The organism is Pseudomonas sp. Pseusp3 (genome assembly GCF_047304225.1).
GTDB lineage: Bacteria > Pseudomonadota > Gammaproteobacteria > Pseudomonadales > Pseudomonadaceae > Aquipseudomonas > Aquipseudomonas fluorescens_CD.
In genome coordinates, this window is record NZ_JBGLYV010000051.1 from 1 (window position 1) to 21272 (window position 21272).

A 21272-nucleotide genomic window follows, 5' to 3' on the forward strand; every position below is an offset into this window, starting at 1 on the left:
TCGCCAAGGCCGTCGGCGTCGCCCAAGGCGTGCGCCCGCGGGTGCTGGATGCCACGGCGGGGCTGGGCAAGGACGCGTTCGTGCTGGCCAGCCTCGGTTGCGAGATGAGCCTGATCGAGCGTCAGCCGCTGATTGGCGCCTTGCTGGAGGATGGCCTGGCCCGTGGTGCGGAAGATTTCGACGTGGCGCCGATCGTGGCGCGCATGCGCTTGCTCAAGGGCAATTCGATCGAGGTGATGCGCAACTGGGAGGGTGAACCACCGCAGGTGATCTACCTTGATCCGATGTTCCCGCACCGTGAGAAAACCGCGCTGGTGAAGAAGGAAATGCGTCTGTTCCGGCCGCTGGTCGGCGATGACCCGGATGCACCGGCATTGCTCGAAGCCGCGTTGGCCCTGGCCAGCCACCGGGTGGTGGTCAAGCGTCCGCGCAAGGCGCCGTGCATCGACGGGCCGAAGCCGAGCCATGCGCTGGATGGCAAGTCCAGTCGGTATGACATTTATCCGAAGAAGGCATTAAAGCCCTAAGACCGCAGCGCCTGCTTCGCGAGCAAGCCCGCTCCCACAAGGGGTCTTGTGATCACCATAGATCCAATGTGGAAGCGGGCTTGCTCGCGAAAGCGTCAGTACAATCACTGCAACTTCATCTGCCTCAGTCAGGCCGATAAGCCCGCATAAACAACCCCACCACTTCCCGTACATGGCTCTCCGCCGCCTCGCCAACCGGTGGCTCGCCGCAGCCATACAGCAAGCGGAAATTCCCGGCGCCCTTGAGCAGGCAGAAGAAGTGCTCGGCGGCGTTGTGCGGCTTGTCGATGCGCAGCACACCACTTTCATCGATCTTGCTCAGCAAGCGTTCCATGCCTTGCAGCATGCGCTGCGGCCCGGCCTCGAAGAATATTTGCGCGAGTTTCGGGTCCTGGCTGCCCAGGGTCATCATCAACCGGTGCAGGTTCACCGATTCATCACTGTTGATCAGTTGATGAAAACCGCGCGCGATATTCAGCAGCACGGTTTCCACTGCCACGCCTTCCGGCAATTCGAAGAACAGCGGGGGCAACTGCTCCTCGCACTTGGCCATCACGGCGGCGGAGAACAGTGTCTCCTTGTCGTTGAAGTGGCTATAGACCGTCAGCTTCGACACTCCGGCCTCGGCTGCGACAGCATCCATGCTGGTATTGGCATACCCCTTACTCAGAAACAGCACTTTCGCTGCATCGAGAATTGCCTGGCGCTTGACCAAGTCCTTGGGTCTGCCTGGGCCATTGGGTGCTGAAAGATTGTTTGGCATATTCGTTTTTATTACTGGACTGGTGAGTTTGCTATTAATAACATACTGCTCAGTATAATTATTCAAAGCACCATTAGCGAAAGGTCCTTCACCATGTTCCGCTATGCCTTGCCCCTCGCGTTGCCAGTCACCCTGGCTTTTTTATTGTCTGCGTGTGGTCACGAAGAGGCACCGCAAGTCAGCGTGCGCCCGGCCATGGTGGTCCAGCCAGAGCCCTCGGGGCAGTCCATGGAAAGCTATCCTGGTGAAGTTCGCGCGCGTTACGAGCCGGATCTGGCGTTCCGTATCGGCGGCAAAGTCAGCCGACGACTGGTCGAGGAAGGGCAGCGGGTCAAGGCCGATCAACCCTTGGCGGAGCTCGACCCCCAGGACGTGCGTCTGCAGCTGGAGGCCACCCGGGCCCAGGTTGCCGCCGCTGAAGCGAATCTGAACCTGGTGCGCTCCGAGCGTGATCGCTACAAGACCCTGATGGAGCGTCAACTGGTCAGTCGCTCGCAGTACGACAACGCCGAAAACCTCTACCGCTCCGGTGAAGCCCGCCTCAAGCAAATCAAAGCCGAATTCAACGTTTCCAATAACCAAGCCAGCTACGCCGTGTTGCGTGCGCCGCAGGACGGTGTCGTGGCCAAGCGTCTGGTGGAAGTCGGGCAAGTCGTGGCCGCCGGGCAAACCGTGTTCACCCTGGCCACCGATGGTGAGCGTGAAGTGTCGATCAGCCTGCCGGAGCAGAATTTCGGCCGTTTCAAGGTCGGTGAGCCGGTGTCGGTGGAGCTCTGGACTCAACCCGATCAGCGCTTCGAAGGGCGTATCCGTGAACTGTCGCCGGCGGCTGACCCCAAGTCGCGCACCTTTGCGGCGCGCATCGCGTTCAACGCCGGCAAGGTTCCTGTCGAGCTTGGCCAGAGTGCCCGAGTGTTCGTGCAGGCTGCCGACGCGATCCCTCTGTCCGTTCCGCTCTCAGCGCTGACGGCCGAAAACGGCGTGACCTATGTCTGGGTCGTCAGCGCCAACAACACCTTGAAGAAGACTCCGGTGCGCGTTGGTGCCTTCGGCGAGAAAAGCGTACCGGTGCTTGAAGGGCTCAACGCCAGCGACTGGGTGGTGGCTGCTGGTGTTCATGTGCTTCTCGAAGGGCAGCAGGTACGCCCGGTGGATCGTTCGAACCGCGTGGTCAATCTGGCAAACAAGGAGTAAGCCCCGATGCGCTTCAACGTTTCCGAATGGGCGCTGCGTAATCGCCAGATCGTCCTGTTCCTGATGCTGTTGCTGGCCATTGTCGGCGCACTTTCCTACACCAAGCTCGGCCAGAGCGAAGACCCGCCGTTCACCTTCAAGGCCATGGTGATTCGCACCAACTGGCCGGGAGCGACCGCTCAGGAAGTCTCGCGCCAGGTCACCGAACGCATCGAAAAGAAACTGATGGAAACCGGCGAGTACGAGCGCATCGTGTCGTTCTCCCGACCAGGCGAATCCCAGGTGACCTTCATCGCCCGCGACTCCATGCACTCGGTGGAGATCCCGGAGCTCTGGTATCAGGTACGCAAGAAGATCAGTGATATCCGTCATACCCTGCCGCCGGGAATTCAGGGGCCGTTCTTCAACGATGAATTCGGCACCACGTTCGGCAATATCTACGCCCTGACCGGCGAGGGTTTCGACTACGCGGTGCTCAAGGATTACGCGGACCGCATCCAGATCCAGCTGCAACGGGTCAAGGATGTGGGCAAGGTCGAGCTGCTGGGATTGCAGGACGAGAAAATCTGGATCGAGCTCTCCAACGTCAAGCTCGCCACGCTCGGTTTGCCGCTGGCTGCCGTCCAGCAAGCCCTTGAAGAACAGAACGCGGTGTCCACGGCAGGCTTCTTCGAAACCAGCAGCGAACGATTGCAGCTACGGGTGACAGGGAATTTTCAGACGGTCGACGAGATCAAGAACTTCCCGATCCGCGTCGCTGATCGTACCTTCCGCATTTCCGATGTGGCCGACGTGCGGCGTGGTTTCAATGACCCACCGGCGCCGCGCATGCGCTTCATGGCGCAGGACGCCATCGGCCTGGCGGTGGCGATGAAGGACGGCGGTGACATCCTGGTGCTGGGCAAGGCTCTGGAAATCGAATTCGCCCGCATTCAGAAAAACCTCCCGGCCGGCATGCAGCTGCGCAAGGTCTCCGACCAACCGGCTGCGGTAAAAACCGGTGTTGGCGAGTTTGTGCAAGTGCTGGTCGAGGCGCTGGCCATTGTGTTGCTGGTGAGCTTCTTCTCCCTCGGCGTGCGTACCGGCATGGTGGTGGCCCTGGCGATTCCGCTGGTGTTGGCGATGACCTTCGCCTGCATGTATTACCTGGGCATCGGCCTGCACAAGATCTCCCTCGGCGCGCTGGTACTGGCGTTGGGCTTGCTGGTGGACGACGCGATCATCGCCGTGGAAATGATGGCGATCAAAATGGAGCAGGGCTTCGACCGGGTCAAAGCGGCGAGTTATGCCTGGACCAGTACTGCGTTCCCGATGCTCACCGGTACGCTGATCACCGCGGCCGGCTTCCTGCCGATTGCCACGGCGCAATCGGGCACTGGCGAATACACCCGTTCGATCTTCGAGGTGGTCACCATCGCGCTGCTGGCGTCGTGGGTCGCCGCCGTGGTCTTCGTGCCGTACCTCGGGGAAAAACTCCTGCCGGACCTGGCGAAAATTCATGCAGCCAAGCACGGTGCCGGCCAGCCCGATCCGTATGGCACGCCGTTTTATCAGCGCGTCCGGCGGCTGGTGGAGTGGTGTGTGCGCTGGCGTAAAACCGTGATCGTGGCGACCGTGCTGTTGTTCATCGCCTCCATCGTGCTGTTCCGTTTTGTACCGCAGCAATTCTTCCCGGCATCGGGTCGTCTGGAGTTGATGGTCGATCTGAAACTGGCCGAAGGCGCTTCGCTGAGCAACACCGCGGACGAGGTCAAACGCCTCGAAGCGCTGCTCAAGGACAAGGCGGGGATCGACAATTACGTGGCCTACGTCGGCACCGGTTCGCCGCGTTTTTACCTGCCGCTGGATCAGCAACTACCGGCGGCGAGCTTCGCCCAGTTTGTCGTCCTGGCGAAAACCATCGAGGAACGCGAAGCCCTGCGCACCTGGTTGATCGCAACGCTCAATGAGCAATTCCCGGCCTTGCGTTCGCGGGTCACGCGTCTGGAAAACGGTCCGCCGGTTGGCTACCCGGTACAGTTCCGCGTGACCGGGGAGCACATCGAAGAGGTGCGGGCGCTGGCGCGTAAAGTCGCGGCCAAGGTTCGCGAGAACCCGCATGTGGTCAACGTCCACCTGGATTGGGAAGAGCCGAGCAAGGTGGTGTACCTGAACATCGATCAGGACCGCGCGCGGGCGCTGGGCGTGAGCACGGCGAACCTGTCGAGGTTCCTGCAAAGCTCCCTGACCGGTTCCAGCGTGAGCCAGTACCGTGAAGACAACGAGTTGATCGAGATCCTGTTGCGCGGCACCGTGCATGAGCGCACCGAGTTGTCATTGCTGCCGAGCCTGGCGGTGCCGACCGATAACGGTCGCAGCGTCGCGCTGTCGCAGATCGCGACCCTGGAGTACGGTTTCGAAGAAGGCATCATCTGGCACCGCAACCGTCTGCCCAATGTGACGGTTCGTGCCGACATCTATGGCAAGGAGCAACCTGCGACGCTGGTGCAGCAGATCATGCCGACCCTCGATCCGATCCGCGCCGAACTGCCCGATGGCTACTTGCTGGATGTCGGCGGCACGGTGGAAGACTCCGCGCGCGGACAGAATTCGGTGAAGGCTGGCGTGCCTCTGTTCATCGTGGTGGTGCTGACCTTGCTGATGCTGCAACTGCGAAGTTTCTCGCGCACGGCGATGGTGTTTCTGACGGCGCCGCTGGGGTTGATCGGGGTGACGCTGTTCCTGTTGGTATTCCGTCAGCCGTTCGGTTTCGTGGCCATGCTGGGGACCATCGCCTTGTCCGGGATGATCATGCGCAACTCGGTGATTCTGGTGGATCAGATCGAGCAGGATATCGCGGCGGGGCTCAAGCCTTGGCAGGCGATCATCGAGGCGACGGTGCGGCGGTTCCGGCCGATTGTGTTGACGGCGCTCGCGGCGGTGTTGGCGATGATTCCGCTCTCGCGCAGTGTGTTCTTTGGGCCGATGGCGGTGGCGATCATGGGGGGGTTGATTGTTGCCACGGCGTTGACGCTTTTGTTTTTGCCCGCGTTGTATGCGGCGTGGTTTCGGGTCAGGAAGGAGTCCGTTTGACCGGGGGGGATTCATTTTTTGGGTAATGGCGGCTGGCGGTTTCGCCTTTACGGCGACTCATTTTTTTTACAAGCGCCTAAAAAAAGTAAGCAAAAAAGCGCTCGCCCCGAACGTCCGGCCCCTCGCCAAGGCTCGGGGTTCCTTCGCTCCGGTATTCATCCGGGGGCATTGCCCTCCGGTCGGCTTCGCGCGACCTACATGCAATGAGTTCGACTGCGTCGAACGGCGCTGCGCGCCCATCCCCGGATGAACACCTCCACTCAGCCTCCCGAGGGGGCGGGTGGATCAAGATCAAGAGCGGCAGGCGAGCTAACGCTCGGCCTGTTGAGTGGTGAGGAGCAGAGCGGGTGTTCGCCGATCTGCTTTTGCTCTGCTCTTCTGTGGGAGCGGGCTTGCTCGCGAAGGCTGCTTATCAGTCAAAAGTGTTTATCGCCCAGTAAAACATTCAGACCATTCCCACAAGATTTTCAGGTTGCCCGTCGGAAGGACGATCTCTAGCCTTCGCCCGTCGCTGCCAATTCAGCGGCCGGGACTGCAAGCCCGCCAATTGTTTGTTGGGTGCCAGCTTTGGGAGCTTCGCAATGATTAAAGACAGTCCAGATTCCTTCGCCTCAAAATCCGAAAAACCAATGAGAACCTCCTGCCGCCCCTGCCCAATTTTCACCATCCGCCCAGGCGTCGACTCCGAAACCCTGCTGGTCCATGCCTATGAAACTCTCGCCTCGGCGAATGTGATGGCAACCGAATTGTCATCCATCCTGACCGGCCCCACCTGCAATCTGGCACTCGGCATTCAGCAGATGATCGTATTGGCGCAGCTATCGGTGAATCGCGTGCTGGATAAACTCGACTCACCTCAATAGCACAACGAAAAAGCCCGCTGAACCTGTGACGGTCAGCGGGCTTTCTGGTGTTGCCGTCAGCTAAGAATCACAACGTACCAAACACCTTCTTCGCCAAACTGGTCGCCGCAGCCGCCGGGTTCTGGCGGATGGTTTCTTCCTGTTTGCCGATCATCTCGAACAAGCCGTTCAACGCTTGCTCGGTGACGTAGTTTTCGACGTTGGCGTTTTTCGCATCCACTACGCCCATGGTCGCCGCTTGCCCGGCGAACGAGTTGTACTGCTGGGCCAGGCCAACCTTGTCGGTGGCTTGCTTGACGATGGGCAGGAACTTGGCGCGGATCTGTTCGCGGCTGGTCTTGTTCAGGTATTGGGTGGCCGAGTCGTTGCCGCCGCTGAGGATGCCCTTGGCGTCTTCCACGGTCATTTTCTTCACGGCATCGACGAGGATTGGCTGGGCCTGGGTGACGGCGGTTTCCGCCGCTTTGTTCATGCTGGCTTCCAGCTCATCGACCTGATCACCCATGCCGAACTGTTTCATCTTGCTCGCGACTTTGCCCAGTTTGCCCGGCAGTTCGATTTTCACGTCCGGGTTGTTGCTGAAGCCGCCCGGGGTGCCGAGTTGTTTTACAGCCAGTTGCGCACCCTGGGTCAGGGCGTCCTTGAGGCCGCCGGTGGCGTCTTTCTGCGACAGGTCGCTGAGGGACAGTGCGAGTGCGCTTGCGGAAATCATCAAGCCTGCGCACAGGCCGGCAAAGCGAAGGGTAGGGCGGAGCATGGCAGCTTCCTTGTTAAAAAATGAATTAGCGAGCGGCGTCGACGCGGATTTTCAGTGGCTGCGGATCGCTGCCATCAAGCTGTACAGCGTGGTGTTCGGTGGTGATGAACAGCAACTTGCCGTCAACTTCGATGCGCGCGCTCACCGAGTAGCGATGACCCGGTTTGACCTGGGCCGGATCGTAACTCAGATGGAATGGCAGAGGCACCTGTCCTGTGATCTGGCCCTTCTGTTCGTCAAGGACCAAGGCTGGCGCGTCGGCCACCGATACATCCTGCAAGCTGACACTCAGCGTGGCAGTGGGTGGCAGCGCAATGCGTTGCAAGTAAAAAACATCTCCATCGAGTGATATTTCAGGCGCGGGCGAAGGCGTTTGGCAGGCTGTCAGCAAGGCAAGCGAGGCGAGCAGAGTCAATTTTTTCAAAAGTATTTCCGTGTAGAAAGCGCCAGTAGAGTACTGGCGCCTGTGCGATGACGTAAGCGGCGTTTACGCTAAGCGTCGATCTGTACGTTGAATTCAGCCACCGAAAACCGGGGGCTGAACAATTTCAGGCATTAGTATCAATTTCGCCGGTTTAAGACCCAGCGACAGTCGGTGCTGACGATGGCTCTCGAATGAGCCGGTCAGTGCGTAAAGTTGGCCTGGCTTGATCATGGACGGGTCATATTTCACGTAGATGGGGGTGATTTGCGCGGTCAGGCCTACACCCTCACTAATAGTGATCTCAGCCTGGTCATCAGTAGTCATTTCAATCAACTTAACAAACAGCTTTGAGTCAGCAGGGTAACCAATTCGGGGCATCCAGAACTTTTCCACAGCGATGTAGCCCACAGGGCTCAAGTGAATGTCCGTATCGTGATCGCCTCCCGCCCACCAGAAATTCTGCTCCAGATCCAGGAGCAGTGCGGTCCCTTGATGGGAGATTTTTACATTGATGGAGAAGTGGCTTCCGATTTTGTTCAACTCAGAATCGACCATAACCGGGAAGCTGATCGGACGCGTCGATGGAAGTTGGTTGCTCCCCCACCGGCTGTGAAGTCTGGGCGCATCTATGTTGGTAATGTCTTGTACTCGAATGCTTATTTCGCAGGCCTCCGGTAGTTCAAAGTCTGGAGGAAAGTGCAGGTAGGTATTGATTGTATGTTGGGGCATGATGATTTCCTTATCAATGGACTCGTCGGAAATGACGAGCGCTGAGCTTATCTCCCGAGTATTCGAGCGTTATGTAGGAGGCGTTCGCTAGACGAAAGCGAATTGATGACGGGAAGGGTCGGCAAGCGTCCTTGCTTCTGACATTTTAATGGGTCATGCCCGCTCGACAAGGTCGGCCGCATCTTCACTACGATGCAACGCCACCTGCCGGATCGACAGTCGAATCTCCGCCGGCAACACCCGCTTGGCCGCGCCTTCGGCCAGTTCGCCGAGCAGTTCGTGATAGCCCAGCTTGCCGGCCTCGTCGCGCTTGAGCACCTCGAGGTCGAGCAGGGTCTGGATGAAGTGGCGGAACAGGCTCTTGTCGAAGAATTCCGGGGCGTTCAGGCCATGCAGGATCGACAGGCGCTGGGCCATGACCGTGCACAGGTCTTCCAGCTCTTCGGCGCTGATGCTGTTCTGGCCGCTGTTGAGCAGCAGGGACACGGTCATGTAGAAGCGCTGCAGGGTCTGGGCGATGCTTTTCGACAGCAGCGTCAGCAGCACGAAATGCCGTGAGCTTGGCGCCGGGCGCAGGTACACGGCGTTCTCGAAACGCAGCAGGCCTTGTTCGACGAACGCTTCCAGCCACTGGCCGATCACCGCATCCAGTTCGTCGAGCGTCCAGCGGATGAACAGCTCCGCTTGCAGGTACGGATACAACGCGCGGGTGTAGCGCAGGATCTGTTCGCGGTTCATGCGCGAGGCGCTCTGGAAGAAGCTCGCCAGCAACGCCGGCAGCGCGAAGATGTGCAGCACGTTGTTGCGGTAGTAGGTCATCAGGACCGCGTTCTGCTCGTCCAGATACAGAATCTTGCCAAGGGCGTCGCTCTGCTCGGACAGCAGGTCCATGTCCTTCACGTGCTTGATCAACGCTCGGCCATCACCGTCCGGCAGGGTGGTGTGCGGCGAGTACGGAACCTTGCGCAACAGCGCCAGATACAAGTCGAGGACCCGCGCCATGGCGCGATCGTCCAGTGCCAGACGGCTGGTGGACAGCAGCGCCAGCGCCACCAGGTTGACCGGGTTGATCGCTGCTGCCTCGTTCAGATGCTGCGCGACTTTCTCGCCGAGACGGTTGGTGGTTTCGTTGAGCCAGGCAGGTCTGAATTGCGGGCCGAGTTCCTGTTTGCGCCAGTCGGGCTGTTCGCTGTCGAGGAATTCCGCCAGTTTGATCGGCTCGCCGAAGTTCACCGCCACCTGGCCGAAGCGCTGCTTGAGGGCGCCGATGACTTTGAAGATGTCGAAGATCGACTCTTTCTTCTTGCTCGCGCCGCGCAGTTCGCCGAGGTAGGTGCGGCCTTCCAGCACGCGCTCGTAACCGATGTACACCGGCACGAAGACGATGGGCATGCGCGACGAACGCAGGAAGCTGCGCAGGGTGATCGCCAGCATTCCGGTCTTCGGTTGCAGCATGCGCCCGGTGCGCGAACGGCCGCCTTCGACGAAGTACTCCACCGGGAAACCTTTGGTGAATAGCGTGTGCAGGTATTCGTTGAACACCGAGGTGTACAGCGGGTTGCCCTTGAACGTGCGACGCATGAAAAACGCACCGCCGCGACGCAGCAGGCCGCCAATCCCCGGCATGTTGAGGTTGATCCCGGCGGCGATGTGCGGCGGGGTCAGGCCATTGCGGAACAGCAGGTAGGACAGCAGCAGGTAGTCGATGTGGCTGCGGTGGCAGGGCACGTAGATCACTTCGTAACCCGGGGCGACCTTCTGCACGCCTTCGATGTTGTTGACCTTGATGCCGTCGTAGATCTTGTTCCAGAACCAGCTCAGCACCACTTCCATGAAGCGGATCGCGGTGTAGGTGTAGTCCGAGGCGATTTCGTTGCCGTAGCGCAAGGCCTGGGCCTTGGCTTTTTCCGGGGAGATGTTTTCGCGCTCGGCTTCGTCGAGGATCGCTTGCTTGACCAGCGGCTGGTTGACCAGGCCCTTGACCAGGTTGCGCCGGTGGGAAATGTCCGGGCCGATGACGGCAGCTTTGAGGTTGCGAAAGTGTACCCGCAGGATGCGTTGGGCCATGCGCACGGTGCGTTCGTGGCCCTTGTCGTGCTCGATCAGTTCGCGCAGGTGGATCGGCGCGGAGAACTGCACGCGGGTCTTGCGTCCCAGCACAATGATGCTCAGCAGGCGACGCAGGCGCCCGGTGACCGCCCAGCTATCGGCGAACAGGAGTTTCCAGGGGCTGTTTTCGCTGTCCGGCGACTGGCCCCAGAACACGCTGACCGGAATGATCTGCGCATCTTCGGCGGCATTCTGGCTCAGGGCGCTGACCAGGCGGGTCAACGTCGGCGGCGCGCCGCGTTTGTCCTGGCGGCCGAGCCAGTCCGGGTCCGGCGTCAGGTAGAAGAACGCGGCAGGTTCCAGCAGGTTGCCCACCGATACCGGCAGCACCGGGCGCGGCAGACCGGCCTTGCTGCACTCGGTGTCGACCACGGCGAGGTCGGTCAGCGAAGGGTTTTGCAGGACGTAGAACACCGGACGACTGCGGTCGAGGTTAAGGGTGAACGACGACTGGTTGATCGTCTCCGAGCGAACCCAGAGGTACAACAGTCGGCGCAGGGTGCCAAACACAAGACGGCGGAACGGGGAACGGGTCATACGGCTTCTGCGTGAGTGAATAAAACCAAGCGTTTGCTCGGGCGGACGATAGTGTGCCGGATTCACTGAAAATCGGCAAAAAAGCGGCAATCAAAGTGCTATTGAGAGATTAAATGTCTGACATATACTCGGCGCACTGTCGCCGTTGCCCTCATGGGACCGGTATGCGCAGGCTGACGTTCCCGAGGCTTTCCTGCGAAAAGCCCGATCAATAATAAAAAGGGAGTATGAACAAATGGCAACACGCGAAACCGGCAACGTGAAGTGGTTCAACGACGCCAAGGGCTACGGCTTCATTCAGCGCGAAGACGGGGTGGACGTGTTCGTGCATTACCGCACGATTCGTGGCGAAGGCCATCGTTCGCTGACTGAAGGCCAGCAGGTCGAGTACGCGGTGGTGCAAGGGGAGAAGGGCTTGCAGGCTGAGGATGTGGTGGGGCTGTAAACCCACTCCTCAGTTCACCCAAAAACCACTGTAGGAGCGAGCTTGCTCGCGAAGAACTCAAGGACGCCGCGCTTTCCCGGAGTTGGCGCGTTATCGTTGACAACCATCGCGAGCAAGCTCGCTCCTACAGGGGGCGGTGTTCAGGCTTCAGGCCGTCTTCCAGGTGATTTCTTCTTCACCGTCGGCGCTGATGCGAATCCAGCGATCAGCCGTCTCTTCACCTTCCTCCTCGACCCAGCTACCCGGTGCGCAGCGCACTTCGACGTTGAGCGCGGCAAAGGCTGCACGGGCGCAGGCGATGTCGTCGTCCCATGGGGTCTGGTCGCTTTCCAGGTACAGGCTGTTCCACTTGCCGACCGCTTTTGGCAGCCAGGTCACTGGCACGTTGCCGGCCTTGCACTTGTAGGTCTGGCCCTTCTGGACCCAATCCGTGCAGGGGCCCAATGCCGCACCGAGCCAGGTGGAAATGGCCTTGTGGTCGACGTCGGCGTCTTTCAGGTAAATCTCGATATCGGGCTGGCGCATGGATGTCCTCACTGCGGGTCTGAAAAATCCATTCGCGGATTTAGCCGGTCTTGAGCCGTTGCCCAAGACCAAAAATTAAAGTTGCTCTCTGATGACTACTGCAGAACGAAATAATCGTAGCGCATCGACACGGTGACCTCGAACGGCTCAGCCTGCTCGATCACAGCTGCACGGCGCTCGGCACTGGCGCGCCAGCCGTGAGGCGTCATGGCCAGCAGATTCGCCCGGTCCTGACCGCTTGCCAGCGTCAGTTTGTATTCCAGGGTTTCGCTGTGCTCAAGCACCATGCCTTCGGGCACCAGGGCCAGATGCTTGTCGTCGGTGTATTCGCGAACTTCGTCGTACAGCCGTTCACGCAGTTCCATCAGGTGGCCGCTGGTCGGCCCGACTTTCATCAGGCCGCCGCCGACGCTGAGCAGGCGTTTGGCCTCTTCCCAATCCAGCGGGCTGAAGACGCTCGCCAGGAATTGGCAGCTGCCGGAAGCCAACGGCACCCGCGCCATGCTGGCGATCAACCAGGTGAGCTTCGGGTTGCGTTTGCAGGCGCGCTTGACCGCTTCGCGGGAAATGTCCAGCGCGTAGCCGTCAGCATCCGGCAAGGCCTCGGCGATCTGCGCGGTGTAGTAACCCTCGCCACAACCGATATCGACCCAACGTTGCGGCGCATAACCTGCCGCCAGCTCCGCCAGGCGCCTGGCCACCGGGGCATAGTGCCCGGCGTTGAGGAAGTCGCGGCGGGCTTCGACCATCGCCTGGTTATCCCCAGGGTCGCGGCTGTTCTTGTGTTGCACCGGCAACAGGTTCAAGTAACCCTGGCGCGCACGGTCGAAGCGATGCCCGGCGGGGCAGACCACGCCGTTGTCCACCGCGTTCAGCGGTTCACTGCAGATCGGACACGCCAGCATCAGGCGAGCAACTTGATCAGGGTCTGGTAGTAGATCTCGGTCAACACGTCGAGATCGGCCGCCAGCACACGTTCGTTGACCTGGTGGATGGTCGCGTTGACCGGGCCCAGTTCAACAACCTGGGTGCCCATGGTTGCGATGAAGCGGCCGTCGGAGGTGCCACCGCTGGTGGACGCCTTGGTTTCACGACCGGTGATGTCCTTGATGCTCGACGACACCGCGTCCAGCAGTGCGCCCGGTTCGGTGAGGAACGGCAGGCCGGACAGGGCCCAGTCGATGTGCCAGTCCAGGTCATGCTTGTCGAGGATGTCGGCCACGCGCTTTTGCAGGCCTTCAACGGTGGACTCGGTGGAGAAGCGGAAGTTGAACACCGCCACCAGGTCGCCCGGGATCACGTTGGTCGCCCCGGTGCCGGAGTTGACGTTGGAGATCTGGAAACTGGTCGGCGGGAAGAAGTCGTTACCGTGGTCCCAGTGCTCGGCAGCCAGTTCGGCCAGGGCCGGGGCCGCGAGGTGGATCGGGTTCTTCGCTAGGTGCGGGTAGGCCACGTGGCCTTGCACGCCGCGCACGGTCAGCTTGGCGCCGAGGGAGCCGCGACGGCCGTTCTTGACCACGTCACCCACCAGGGTGGTGCTCGACGGTTCGCCGACGATGCACCAGTCCAGGCGTTCCTTGCGCGCGGCGAGGCGTTCGACCACTGCCTTGGTGCCGTGATGCGCCGGGCCTTCTTCGTCGCTGGTGATCAGGAACGCGACTTTGCCCTTGTGATTTGGGTAGTCGGCGACAAAACGCTCGGAGGCGACGGTCATGGCGGCGAGGCTGCCTTTCATGTCGGCGGCGCCACGGCCGCAGAGCATGCCGTGTTCGTCGATCAGCGCGTTGAACGGTTCGATCTGCCAGGCCGACACCGGGCCGGTCGGAACCACGTCGGTGTGGCCGGCGAAGCACAGCACCGGACCGTCGTCCTGGCCGTGGGTGGCCCAGAAGTTATCCACATCTTCGATGCGCATCGGTTCCAGAGTGAAACCGGCATCGCCCAGGCGTTGCATCATCTGCTTCTGGCAATCGGCGTCGATCGGCGTCACGGACGGACGGCGGATCAGGTCGATGGCGAGTTGAAGGGTCGGCGAAAGGTCGGCGTGGGCCGTCATGGAAAACTCCGGAAATCATGAATGTGGGCGCGGACTAACTGTGGGAGCGGGCTTGCTCGCGAATGCGGTGTGTCAGCAAACATAAATGTTGATTGTTACAACGCATTCGCGAGCAAGCCCGCTCCCACAGGAGATTGACCGTCAATAAGACCGTACATCACGCCAAGCCCCGCAAAATGGCGGTTATCTTAAAGCAAAACGGCGACCATTGGCCGCCGTTTAGTGCATCCGCAGAGATTTAGACGACAGGTGCCGTTTCAGGTTCGGCGATCGGTTTCGGCAGCGACGACAGGAACGCCATGATCAGTGCCGCGACGTACGGCAGCGACTGTACCAGCAACATGGTGACCCAGAAGCGCATGTCGTTGCTCGGCAGGCCCTGCACCAGGAAGATCCCCAGCGCCGCGCCCCACAACAGCAGCATGATGAACATCTCTTCCCGAGCTTCCGAAATCGCTACCCAGAAACCGTGGTTATCGGCGTTTTTCGGCGTGCGGAAGAACGGAATGCTGCTGGTGAAGAAACCGTACAGCACCGCTTTGGCGATGGTATGGGACAACGCCAGACCGGCCAGTGCCGCGCAGAAGGCATCCTTCAGGTTGACCCCGACCGCACGACGGTAGAGGAAGATGATTTTGGCGACCTTGAACACAAACAGTGCCAACGGCGGGATCGCGAAAATCAGCAGCGGTGGATCGACCCGGTGCGGCACGATGATCATGGCCGCCGACCACAACAGTGCGCCGACGGTGAAGAAGATGTTCATGCCGTCCGCCACCCACGGCAACCAGCCCGCGAGGAAGTGATAACGCTGGCCACGGGTCAGCTCGGTGTCCTTGCCGCGCAGCAGGGCGGCGGTATGGCGCTTGATGATCTGAATCGCTCCGTAGGCCCAGCGGAAACGCTGTTTCTTGAAGTCGATAAAGGTATCGGGCATCAGGCCCTTGCCGTAGCTGGAGTGGTAATACGCCGCCGACAGGCCTTTCTCGAATACCCGCAGTCCCAGTTCGGCGTCTTCACAGATGCACCAGTCGGCCCAGCCCAGTTCCTCGAGCACCGAGCGGCGGGTCATGGTCATGGTGCCGTGCTGGATGATCGCGTCGCGGTCGTTGCGGGTGACCATGCCGATATGGAAGAAGCCTTTGTATTCTGCGTAGCAGAGCTTCTTGAAGGTGCTTTCGTTCTGGTCGCGGTAATCCTGCGGCGACTGCACCACGGCGATTTTCGGGTCGGCGAAGTGCGGCACCATGTGCTTGAGCCAGTTGCGGTCGACGCAGTAGTCCGAGTCGATCACGGCAATGACTTCGGCATCCTTGGCGGTGTGCGGAATCAGGTAGTTCAGCGCGCCGCCCTTGAAGCCGGCCAGCGGTGCCACGTGGAAGAACTTGAAACGCGGGCCGAGGGTTGCGCAGTAGTCACGCACCGGTTCCCACACCGCCGGGTCCTTGGTGTTGTTGTCGATGATCAGGACTTCGAAGTCCGGATAGTCGAGGTTGGCCAGGGCGTTGAGGGTCTGTTTGACCATCTCCGGCGGCTCGTTGTAGCAGGGAACGTGAATCGACACTTTCGGGCGATAGCTGGAATCGCCCACCACCGGCAGGAATTCACGACGACGCTTGTGCACCCACACGGCTTCAGCCAGTTCGTGGGCTTCGGTCAGCAGCACGATAAACACCCCGAGCGCACCGAGGGCGAGCAAGAAGCCCACCGTCAAGCTGAACCAGGTGCTGTATTGCTGGCTGTAGTCGTAACCGATCCACACCAGCACCGAACCGCACAGGAACGCGATGAAGGTCAGGAAGGTACGGCCACGCTGACGCAGGGCCGAGCCGTCGATCATCAGCAGGGTCAGCGACAACAGCGCCAATACCACCGAACCAATGGCCAATACGCGCCACTGCGGAATCGCCACTACCGGGCCTTCGAAGTTGAACTTCTGCTGGCGTGCGGCGTTGAACACACCCCAGTAGGCGCCGACGGAACCTTCGTCACTGGCTTTCCACGGCTGGTCGAACGCTTCGATCACGAAGTAGTTGAAGCCCTGGCGGTTGAGCTTGTTGACCAGGGTTCGCAGGTAAATCGCCTGGTCCGCCGGTGAGGCATCGGCGCCACCGCGCATGCGGCCGTTGCTCGGCCAGCCCACTTCGGACAGCAGCAGCGGCTTTTTCGGGAACATCTTTTTCAGATCGCGGGCGCGGTCGAGGACGAACTGTCCGGCCTTGTCCATCGGGATGAATTCCCAGTAAGGCAGGATGTGCGCGGCGATCAGGTCGACGTGTTTGGCCAGTTCCGGGTGTTCTTCCCAGACGTGCCACTGCTCGGACGTCGTCACTGGCACTTTCACGGCGGCGCGCACGCGATCCAGCATGACGCTGAGTTCCTTGGCGGTAATTTCCTTGCGGAAGATCGCTTCGTTGCCGACCACCACACGAACCACGCTGCGTGAGGAGTTGGCGATTTCGATGGCACGGGTAATTTCCCGTTCGTTGCGTTCCTGGTCCGGGCTGATCCAGATCCCCAGGGTCACCCGCAAGCCGAATTCTTCCGCCAGTTTCGGGATGTCTTGCAGGGTGCCATCGACCGAGTAGATGCGGATGTTGTCCGTCAGCTTGCTCATGATTTCCAGGTCGCGACGCATCTCATCGTCGGTCGGATACTGTTCCTTCTGTGGGAATTGTCCTTGCTGGAACGGTGAGTAGGAGAAACCGGAGATCTGCTCCGGCCAGTTGGGGGCGGTGACCGGGCGATTGATCAGCGCCCAGAAGCCGGTAAACAAGGCTGCGATGGCGAGCACCACGACCAGGTTGAGTCCAAATTTACGCGATGACATGGTTATTTCGGGTTCCAAAGGCTGTGGAACGAGGGGACGGTCGGCGGCCGTAAAGGGGCGCGCATCCTACACCGGCAGTTCACTGAACGTATATCGGACAGGGAAATGCCTGACGTTGGGCAGTTAACTTTCACATAAGTTCTTACACTTGTAGCTTGAAGCTTAAAACTTAGTGCTGCGAAGCCCTATACTGCGCGCCGGTTTTTGGGGTAATGGTCATGAGTACAGAAGATCCGCGGTTTGCAGGCATCGCCCGTTTGTATGGCATCGAAGGCCTTGAGCGCCTGCGTGCGGCCCATGTGGCGATCGTTGGCGTCGGTGGTGTCGGTTCCTGGGCGGCGGAAGCCATGGCGCGCTGTGGCGTGGGCGAGATTTCGCTGTTCGACCTGGACGACGTCTGCGTCAGCAACGCCAACCGTCAACTGCATGCGCTGGACAGCACGGTGGGCAAGCCCAAGGTCGAGGTGATGGCCGAGCGTCTGCGTGGGATCAACCCGGACTGTACGGTGCACGCGGTGCCTGACTTCGTTACCCGCGACACCATGGCCGAGTACATCACGCCGAACATCGACTGCGTGATCGACTGCATCGATAGCGTCAACGCCAAGGCTGCGCTGATCGCCTGGTGCAAACGTCGCAAGATCCAGATCATCACCACTGGCGGCGCGGGCGGGCAGATCGACCCGACGTTGATCCAGGTCTGCGACCTGAACCGCACGTTCAACGACCCGCTGGCGTCGAAAGTGCGCTCCACGCTACGCCGTGATTACGGCTTCTCCCGCACCGTGACCCGCCACTACAGCGTGCCGTGCGTGTTTTCCACCGAGCAACTGCGCTACCCGAAACCGGACGGCAGCATTTGCCTGCAGAAGAGTTTTGTCGGCGATGGCGTGAAACTCGACTGCGCGGGCGGGTTTGGCGCAGTGATGATGGTGACGGCGACCTTCGGCATGGTCGCGGCAACCAAGGCGGTGGACAAGATCGTGGCCGGCGTGCGGCGGCCAGCGGATCGGGTCAAGCCTCAGGTTTGAGTGTTGCTGTTGATGGCCCCTTCGCGAGCAAGCCCGCTCCCACATTGGATTTCGGTCGTACACAAAAACTGTATTCACTGAAGATCAAATGTGGGAGCGGGCTTGCTCGCGAAGGCGATCAACCTGCCAGCTCATTCATCCGCTGAAGCACCGCATTCAAGCCATTGCTGCGGGATTCGGACAACTGGCGCCCCAACCCCAACTGATTGAACCAGTCCGCCAGATCCACCTGCTGCAACTCAGCCGCCGACAGCCCGTTGACCCGCGCCAGCAGCAACGCCACCAACCCGCGAATCAGGCGTGCATCGCTGTTGGCGCTGAATTGCCAATGGCCATCACGCAATTCGCCCACCAGCCACACCTGGCTTTCACAGCCGTGCACCCGGTTGGCGTCGCACATCTGCGCGTCACTCAACGCTGGCAGACGCTCGCCCCATTGCATCAGCAGGCGTGCGCGTTGTTCCCAGCCGGCGGCTTTCTGAAAGGTGTCGAGTGCCGTCACGGCATCGGCAGGCAGGTTCATCGCAGCAACTCCAGTGCCTGATCCAGGGCTTCAAAGAACCGCTCAATGTCTTCGGAATCGTTGTACAGCGCTAACGACACCCGAATCGCCCCGGCCAGTTCGAAGCGTTTGAGCAGCGGCATCGCGCAGTGATGGCCGGCGCGCACCGCGATCCCTTGTTCGGTCAGCAAATGCGCGAGATCGGAGTTATGCACACCCTCGACGGTAAAACTGGCCAGTGCCACTTGCGGCCTGGCCAACAGGCGAATGCCATTGCGCGCCTCAAGGCCCTTGAGCAGGCAGGCATGCAGCGCCGCTTCATGGGCGGACACGGCGTCCTGATCGAGCCCGGCGAGGTAATCCAGGGTCGCTCCGAGGCCGATCACACTGGCGATCGGTGGCGTCCCGGCCTCGAAACCCAGCGGTGCCGGGCGAAAACGAGCGTCGTGATAATTGGCATCCAGCACCATTTCGCCGCCGAACTGCCAGGGGCGCAGCTGTTGCAGCGCTGTATGACGCCCGAACAGCACGCCCAGGCCATCGGGGCCGTAGAGCTTGTGGCTGGAGAACACATAAAAATCGCAGCCCAGCGCTTGTACGTCGTGGCGGCCATGGACCACGCCCTGGGCGCCGTCGATCACGGTCAGTGCGTTGTGCGCCTTGGCCAGCGCCAGCAATTGCGGCAGCGGCTGCCACGCGCCAATCACGTTGGACAGTTGACTGACCGCCAACAGCCGTGTGCGCGAGCCGATCAGGCCAGCAGCGGCTTCAAGGTCGATCACACCGTCGACATCCAGCGGCAGGATCACCAGTTTCAGGTCGCGGCGGTGCGCCAGTTGCTGCCAGGGCAAGAGGTTGGCGTGATGCTCCAGGGCGCTGACGACAATCTCGTCGCCCGGATTGAAAAGATGTTCCAGGCCGTAGGCCAGGAGATTCAGCGCGGACGTCGCACCGTGGGTAAAGATGATCTGACCGCAATCGCCCGTATTGAGCCATTGCGCGACTTTGCGGCGGCTGTCCTCGAAGGCCTGGGTGGCGTGAGCGCCGGGCAAGTGCTGCGCCCGATGCACGTTGGCCGCGCCGTTGGCGTAGTAATGCGCCAGGGCATCCAGCAGGGCTTGGGGTTTTTGCGTGGTGGCGGCGTTGTCCAGATAGGTCTGGCCTTGCCGTTGCAGGGCGGCGATGGCCGGAAAATCGGCACGCCAGGGAGAGAGAATCATCATGTTGTTCGCCTGTACGCCTGACCCCTGTAGGAGCGAGCTTGCTCGCGATGGACGCCTGGACGACACGGGCTGTCTGATGCCGCGCGTTATCGTTGACGTCCATCGCGAGCAAGCTCGCTCCTACAGAGGTGCGGGTGGTCGTGTGGCTTAGTTGTGAGCGTGCAGCGCTTCGTTCAGTTCGATGGCCGATTTGTGGGTTTTGCATTCCACGGCGCCGGTCTCCGAATTGCGACGGAACAGCAGGTCTGGCTGGCCGGCCAGTTCACGGGCCTTGACCACTTTGACCAGCTGATTGTTTTCGTCCAGCAGCGCCACTTTGGTGCCGGCGGTCACGTACAGGCCCGACTCGACGGTGTTGCGGTCGCCCAACGGGATACCGATACCGGCGTTGGCGCCGATCAGGCAGCCTTCGCCGACCTTGATCACGATGTTGCCGCCACCCGACAGGGTGCCCATGGTCGAGCAGCCGCCGCCCAGGTCCGAACCCTTGCCGACGAATACGCCGGCGGATACGCGGCCTTCGATCATGCCAGGGCCTTCGGTGCCAGCGTTGAAGTTGATGAAACCTTCGTGCATCACGGTGGTGCCTTCACCCACGTAAGCGCCCAGGCGCAGACGCGCGGCGTCAGCGATACGCACGCCGGCCGGAACCACGTAGTCGGTCATTTTCGGGAACTTGTCCACCGAGAACACTTCCAGCAGCTCGCCGCGCAGGCGGGCTTCGAGTTGCAGCTCGGCCAGTTCGCTCAGGTCGACGGCGCCCTGGCTGGTCCAGGCCACGTTTGGCAGCAGCGGGAAGATCCCGGCCAGGTTCAGGCCGTGCGGCTTGACCAGGCGATGGCTCAGCAGGTGCAGCTTGAGGTAGGCCTCCGGGGTGGACGACAACTGGGCGTCTTCAGCCAGCAAGGTGGCAACCAGCGGCTTGTGGCTTTCGGCCAGACGGGTCAGCAGCTTGCCTTGTACCGCGTCGATGCCTTTCACGGCTTCAGCCAGTTGCGCGGCCTGCGCGGTGGTGAAGGTGATGGCCTGGTTGCCTTCGCTGTAACCGAGGATCGGCGCAATGGCAGCGACCAGTTCGGCGGACGGGTTGAGCAGCGGCTGGGCGTAGAACACTTCCAGCCACGCGCCTTGACGGTTTTGAGTGCCGACACCAAAGGCCAGGCTGAACAGGGTCGTAGACATGTTGATACCTCTAGCAAATTGAAACGGGCTGCTTACTTGAGCGCGGCCGCGTAGATATCTGGCTTGAAGCCAATCAGGGTTCGTTCACCGAGATCAAGCACCGGGCGCTTGATCATCGAGGGTTGTGCGAGCATCAGTTCGATGGCTTTCGTCTGGTCGAGATCGGCTTTGCGTTCGTCGTCGAGCTTGCGAAAGGTCGTGCCTGCACGGTTCAACACCACTTCCCAGCCGTGCTCGTTGCACCATTGGGTCAGGTGTTCACGGTCGATACCGACCGCTTTGTAATCATGAAAGTCATAACTGACAGCGTGTTCATCGAGCCAGGTGCGCGCCTTTTTCATGGTGTCGCAGGCTTTGATGCCGAAAAGGTGCAACGTTTTGCTTGAAACGGTCAAGGAATTGCCCCCTTTGCAGGTGCCGTAAATAAAAGGTGACGGATTATGCCATGGCCGGACGGTTTCGCGGCGGCTGTGGTCGGGTTTGTATTTGTGTCATGCCATTAA

19 protein-coding genes are annotated in these 21272 nt (G+C 60.6%); 6 read left to right on the forward strand and 13 right to left on the reverse strand.

What is annotated here, in order from left to right; all coding sequences use genetic code 11:
* The coding region (locus tag ACCD00_RS18115; RefSeq protein WP_413426529.1) for a class I SAM-dependent methyltransferase at positions 1-527 on the forward strand (527 nt) is incomplete at its 5' end.
* Between the two features lie 124 nt (positions 528-651).
* Here ACCD00_RS18115 and ACCD00_RS18120 read toward each other — a convergent pair.
* Positions 652-1290 (reverse strand): TetR/AcrR family transcriptional regulator, encoded by a 639-nt coding sequence (locus tag ACCD00_RS18120; RefSeq protein WP_413426531.1) that lies wholly within the window; start codon positions 1288-1290, stop codon positions 652-654.
* Between the two features lie 93 nt (positions 1291-1383).
* Between ACCD00_RS18120 and ACCD00_RS18125 the strand changes: the two genes are divergently transcribed.
* The 3 genes from ACCD00_RS18125 (at position 1384) to ACCD00_RS18135 (ending at position 6419) form a co-directional block, all read left to right on the forward strand.
* Complete coding sequence (locus ACCD00_RS18125; protein ID WP_413426533.1) at positions 1384-2484, forward strand: efflux RND transporter periplasmic adaptor subunit; 1101 nt, start codon at positions 1384-1386, stop codon at positions 2482-2484.
* A gap of 6 nt (positions 2485-2490) precedes the next feature.
* The gene (locus ACCD00_RS18130) at positions 2491-5556 is read left to right on the forward strand and encodes an efflux RND transporter permease subunit (RefSeq protein WP_111281321.1); all 3066 of its coding nucleotides are present in this window, start codon (positions 2491-2493) and stop codon (positions 5554-5556) included.
* A gap of 581 nt (positions 5557-6137) precedes the next feature.
* Positions 6138-6419 (forward strand): DUF6124 family protein, encoded by a 282-nt coding sequence (locus ACCD00_RS18135; protein ID WP_413426535.1) that lies wholly within the window; start codon positions 6138-6140, stop codon positions 6417-6419.
* 67 nt (positions 6420-6486) lie between these two features.
* Here the strand turns inward: ACCD00_RS18135 and ACCD00_RS18140 are convergent, their stop codons facing one another.
* The 4 genes from ACCD00_RS18140 to plsB form a co-directional block, all read right to left on the reverse strand.
* Positions 6487-7176 (reverse strand): DUF4197 domain-containing protein, encoded by a 690-nt coding sequence (locus ACCD00_RS18140; protein WP_007990313.1) that lies wholly within the window; start codon positions 7174-7176, stop codon positions 6487-6489.
* 25 nt (positions 7177-7201) lie between these two features.
* Complete coding sequence (locus tag ACCD00_RS18145) at positions 7202-7600, reverse strand: YbaY family lipoprotein (protein WP_413426537.1); 399 nt, start codon at positions 7598-7600, stop codon at positions 7202-7204.
* A gap of 93 nt (positions 7601-7693) precedes the next feature.
* Positions 7694-8329 carry a hypothetical protein gene (locus ACCD00_RS18150; protein WP_413426539.1) on the reverse strand — a complete coding sequence of 212 codons (636 nt, stop codon included), beginning with the start codon at positions 8327-8329 and terminating at the stop codon, positions 7694-7696.
* A gap of 153 nt (positions 8330-8482) precedes the next feature.
* A complete protein-coding gene (plsB, locus tag ACCD00_RS18155; protein ID WP_413426540.1) occupies positions 8483-10975 on the reverse strand; it encodes a glycerol-3-phosphate 1-O-acyltransferase PlsB in 2493 nt (830 codons plus the stop codon).
* Between the two features lie 235 nt (positions 10976-11210).
* Between plsB and ACCD00_RS18160 the strand changes: the two genes are divergently transcribed.
* The gene (locus ACCD00_RS18160; protein WP_413426542.1) at positions 11211-11420 is read left to right on the forward strand and encodes a cold-shock protein; all 210 of its coding nucleotides are present in this window, start codon (positions 11211-11213) and stop codon (positions 11418-11420) included.
* A gap of 147 nt (positions 11421-11567) precedes the next feature.
* On the opposite strand, the gene ACCD00_RS18165 is transcribed toward ACCD00_RS18160, so the two are convergent.
* From ACCD00_RS18165 to ACCD00_RS18180, 4 genes are all read right to left on the reverse strand, one after another.
* On the reverse strand, positions 11568-11945 hold the full coding sequence (locus ACCD00_RS18165; protein ID WP_008019569.1) for a hypothetical protein: 378 nt from the start codon (positions 11943-11945) through the stop codon (positions 11568-11570).
* 95 nt (positions 11946-12040) lie between these two features.
* Entirely contained in the window at positions 12041-12850 is an 810-nt protein-coding gene (locus ACCD00_RS18170; protein WP_413426544.1) for a putative RNA methyltransferase, read from the reverse strand.
* Positions 12850-14001 carry a succinyl-diaminopimelate desuccinylase gene (gene dapE, locus ACCD00_RS18175; RefSeq protein ID WP_413426546.1) on the reverse strand — a complete coding sequence of 384 codons (1152 nt, stop codon included), beginning with the start codon at positions 13999-14001 and terminating at the stop codon, positions 12850-12852. Before dapE ends, ACCD00_RS18170 begins: the two co-directional genes overlap by 1 nt.
* Before the next feature lie 238 nt (positions 14002-14239).
* Positions 14240-16831, reverse strand: coding sequence for a glycosyltransferase (locus ACCD00_RS18180; protein ID WP_413426548.1), 2592 nt, complete (start codon positions 16829-16831; stop codon positions 14240-14242).
* A gap of 212 nt (positions 16832-17043) precedes the next feature.
* Here ACCD00_RS18180 and tcdA point away from each other — a divergent pair, with 212 nt between their 5' ends.
* Positions 17044-17862 (forward strand): tRNA cyclic N6-threonylcarbamoyladenosine(37) synthase TcdA, encoded by an 819-nt coding sequence (gene tcdA, locus ACCD00_RS18185; protein WP_413426550.1) that lies wholly within the window; start codon positions 17044-17046, stop codon positions 17860-17862.
* Positions 17863-17980: 118 nt separating this feature from the next.
* On the opposite strand, the gene ACCD00_RS18190 is transcribed toward tcdA, so the two are convergent.
* The 4 genes from ACCD00_RS18190 to ACCD00_RS18205 form a co-directional block, all read right to left on the reverse strand.
* A complete protein-coding gene (locus ACCD00_RS18190; RefSeq protein ID WP_413426552.1) occupies positions 17981-18385 on the reverse strand; it encodes a SufE family protein in 405 nt (134 codons plus the stop codon).
* Entirely contained in the window at positions 18382-19587 is a 1206-nt protein-coding gene (locus ACCD00_RS18195; protein ID WP_413426554.1) for an aminotransferase class V-fold PLP-dependent enzyme, read from the reverse strand. Before ACCD00_RS18195 ends, ACCD00_RS18190 begins: the two co-directional genes overlap by 4 nt.
* 147 nt (positions 19588-19734) lie before the next feature.
* The gene (gene dapD, locus ACCD00_RS18200; RefSeq protein WP_008019559.1) at positions 19735-20769 is read right to left on the reverse strand and encodes a 2,3,4,5-tetrahydropyridine-2,6-dicarboxylate N-succinyltransferase; all 1035 of its coding nucleotides are present in this window, start codon (positions 20767-20769) and stop codon (positions 19735-19737) included.
* Positions 20770-20801: 32 nt separating this feature from the next.
* On the reverse strand, positions 20802-21164 hold the full coding sequence (locus tag ACCD00_RS18205; protein WP_413426556.1) for an ArsC family reductase: 363 nt from the start codon (positions 21162-21164) through the stop codon (positions 20802-20804).
* Between the last annotated feature and the right edge of the window lie 108 nt (positions 21165-21272).

Bases quoted from the DNA above. Each gene is read 5' to 3' on its own strand.
- ACCD00_RS18170 (WP_413426544.1), bottom strand. From the start codon at position 12,850: ATGCTGGCGTGTCCGATCTGCAGTGAACCGCTGAACGCGGTGGACAAC.
- dapD (WP_008019559.1), bottom strand. From the start codon at position 20,769: ATGTCTACGACCCTGTTCAGCCTGGCCTTTGGTGTCGGCACTCAAAAC.
- ACCD00_RS18135 (WP_413426535.1), top strand. From the start codon at position 6,138: ATGATTAAAGACAGTCCAGATTCCTTCGCCTCAAAATCCGAAAAACCA.
- ACCD00_RS18195 (WP_413426554.1), bottom strand. From the start codon at position 19,587: ATGATGATTCTCTCTCCCTGGCGTGCCGATTTTCCGGCCATCGCCGCC.
- dapE (WP_413426546.1), bottom strand. From the start codon at position 14,001: ATGACGGCCCACGCCGACCTTTCGCCGACCCTTCAACTCGCCATCGAC.
- tcdA (WP_413426550.1), top strand. From the start codon at position 17,044: ATGGTCATGAGTACAGAAGATCCGCGGTTTGCAGGCATCGCCCGTTTG.
- ACCD00_RS18160 (WP_413426542.1), top strand. From the start codon at position 11,211: ATGGCAACACGCGAAACCGGCAACGTGAAGTGGTTCAACGACGCCAAG.
- ACCD00_RS18150 (WP_413426539.1), bottom strand. From the start codon at position 8,329: ATGCCCCAACATACAATCAATACCTACCTGCACTTTCCTCCAGACTTT.
- ACCD00_RS18180 (WP_413426548.1), bottom strand. From the start codon at position 16,831: ATGTCATCGCGTAAATTTGGACTCAACCTGGTCGTGGTGCTCGCCATC.
- ACCD00_RS18120 (WP_413426531.1), bottom strand. From the start codon at position 1,290: ATGCCAAACAATCTTTCAGCACCCAATGGCCCAGGCAGACCCAAGGAC.
- plsB (WP_413426540.1), bottom strand. From the start codon at position 10,975: ATGACCCGTTCCCCGTTCCGCCGTCTTGTGTTTGGCACCCTGCGCCGA.
- ACCD00_RS18130 (WP_111281321.1), top strand. From the start codon at position 2,491: ATGCGCTTCAACGTTTCCGAATGGGCGCTGCGTAATCGCCAGATCGTC.
- ACCD00_RS18140 (WP_007990313.1), bottom strand. From the start codon at position 7,176: ATGCTCCGCCCTACCCTTCGCTTTGCCGGCCTGTGCGCAGGCTTGATG.
- ACCD00_RS18190 (WP_413426552.1), bottom strand. From the start codon at position 18,385: ATGAACCTGCCTGCCGATGCCGTGACGGCACTCGACACCTTTCAGAAA.
- ACCD00_RS18125 (WP_413426533.1), top strand. From the start codon at position 1,384: ATGTTCCGCTATGCCTTGCCCCTCGCGTTGCCAGTCACCCTGGCTTTT.
- ACCD00_RS18165 (WP_008019569.1), bottom strand. From the start codon at position 11,945: ATGCGCCAGCCCGATATCGAGATTTACCTGAAAGACGCCGACGTCGAC.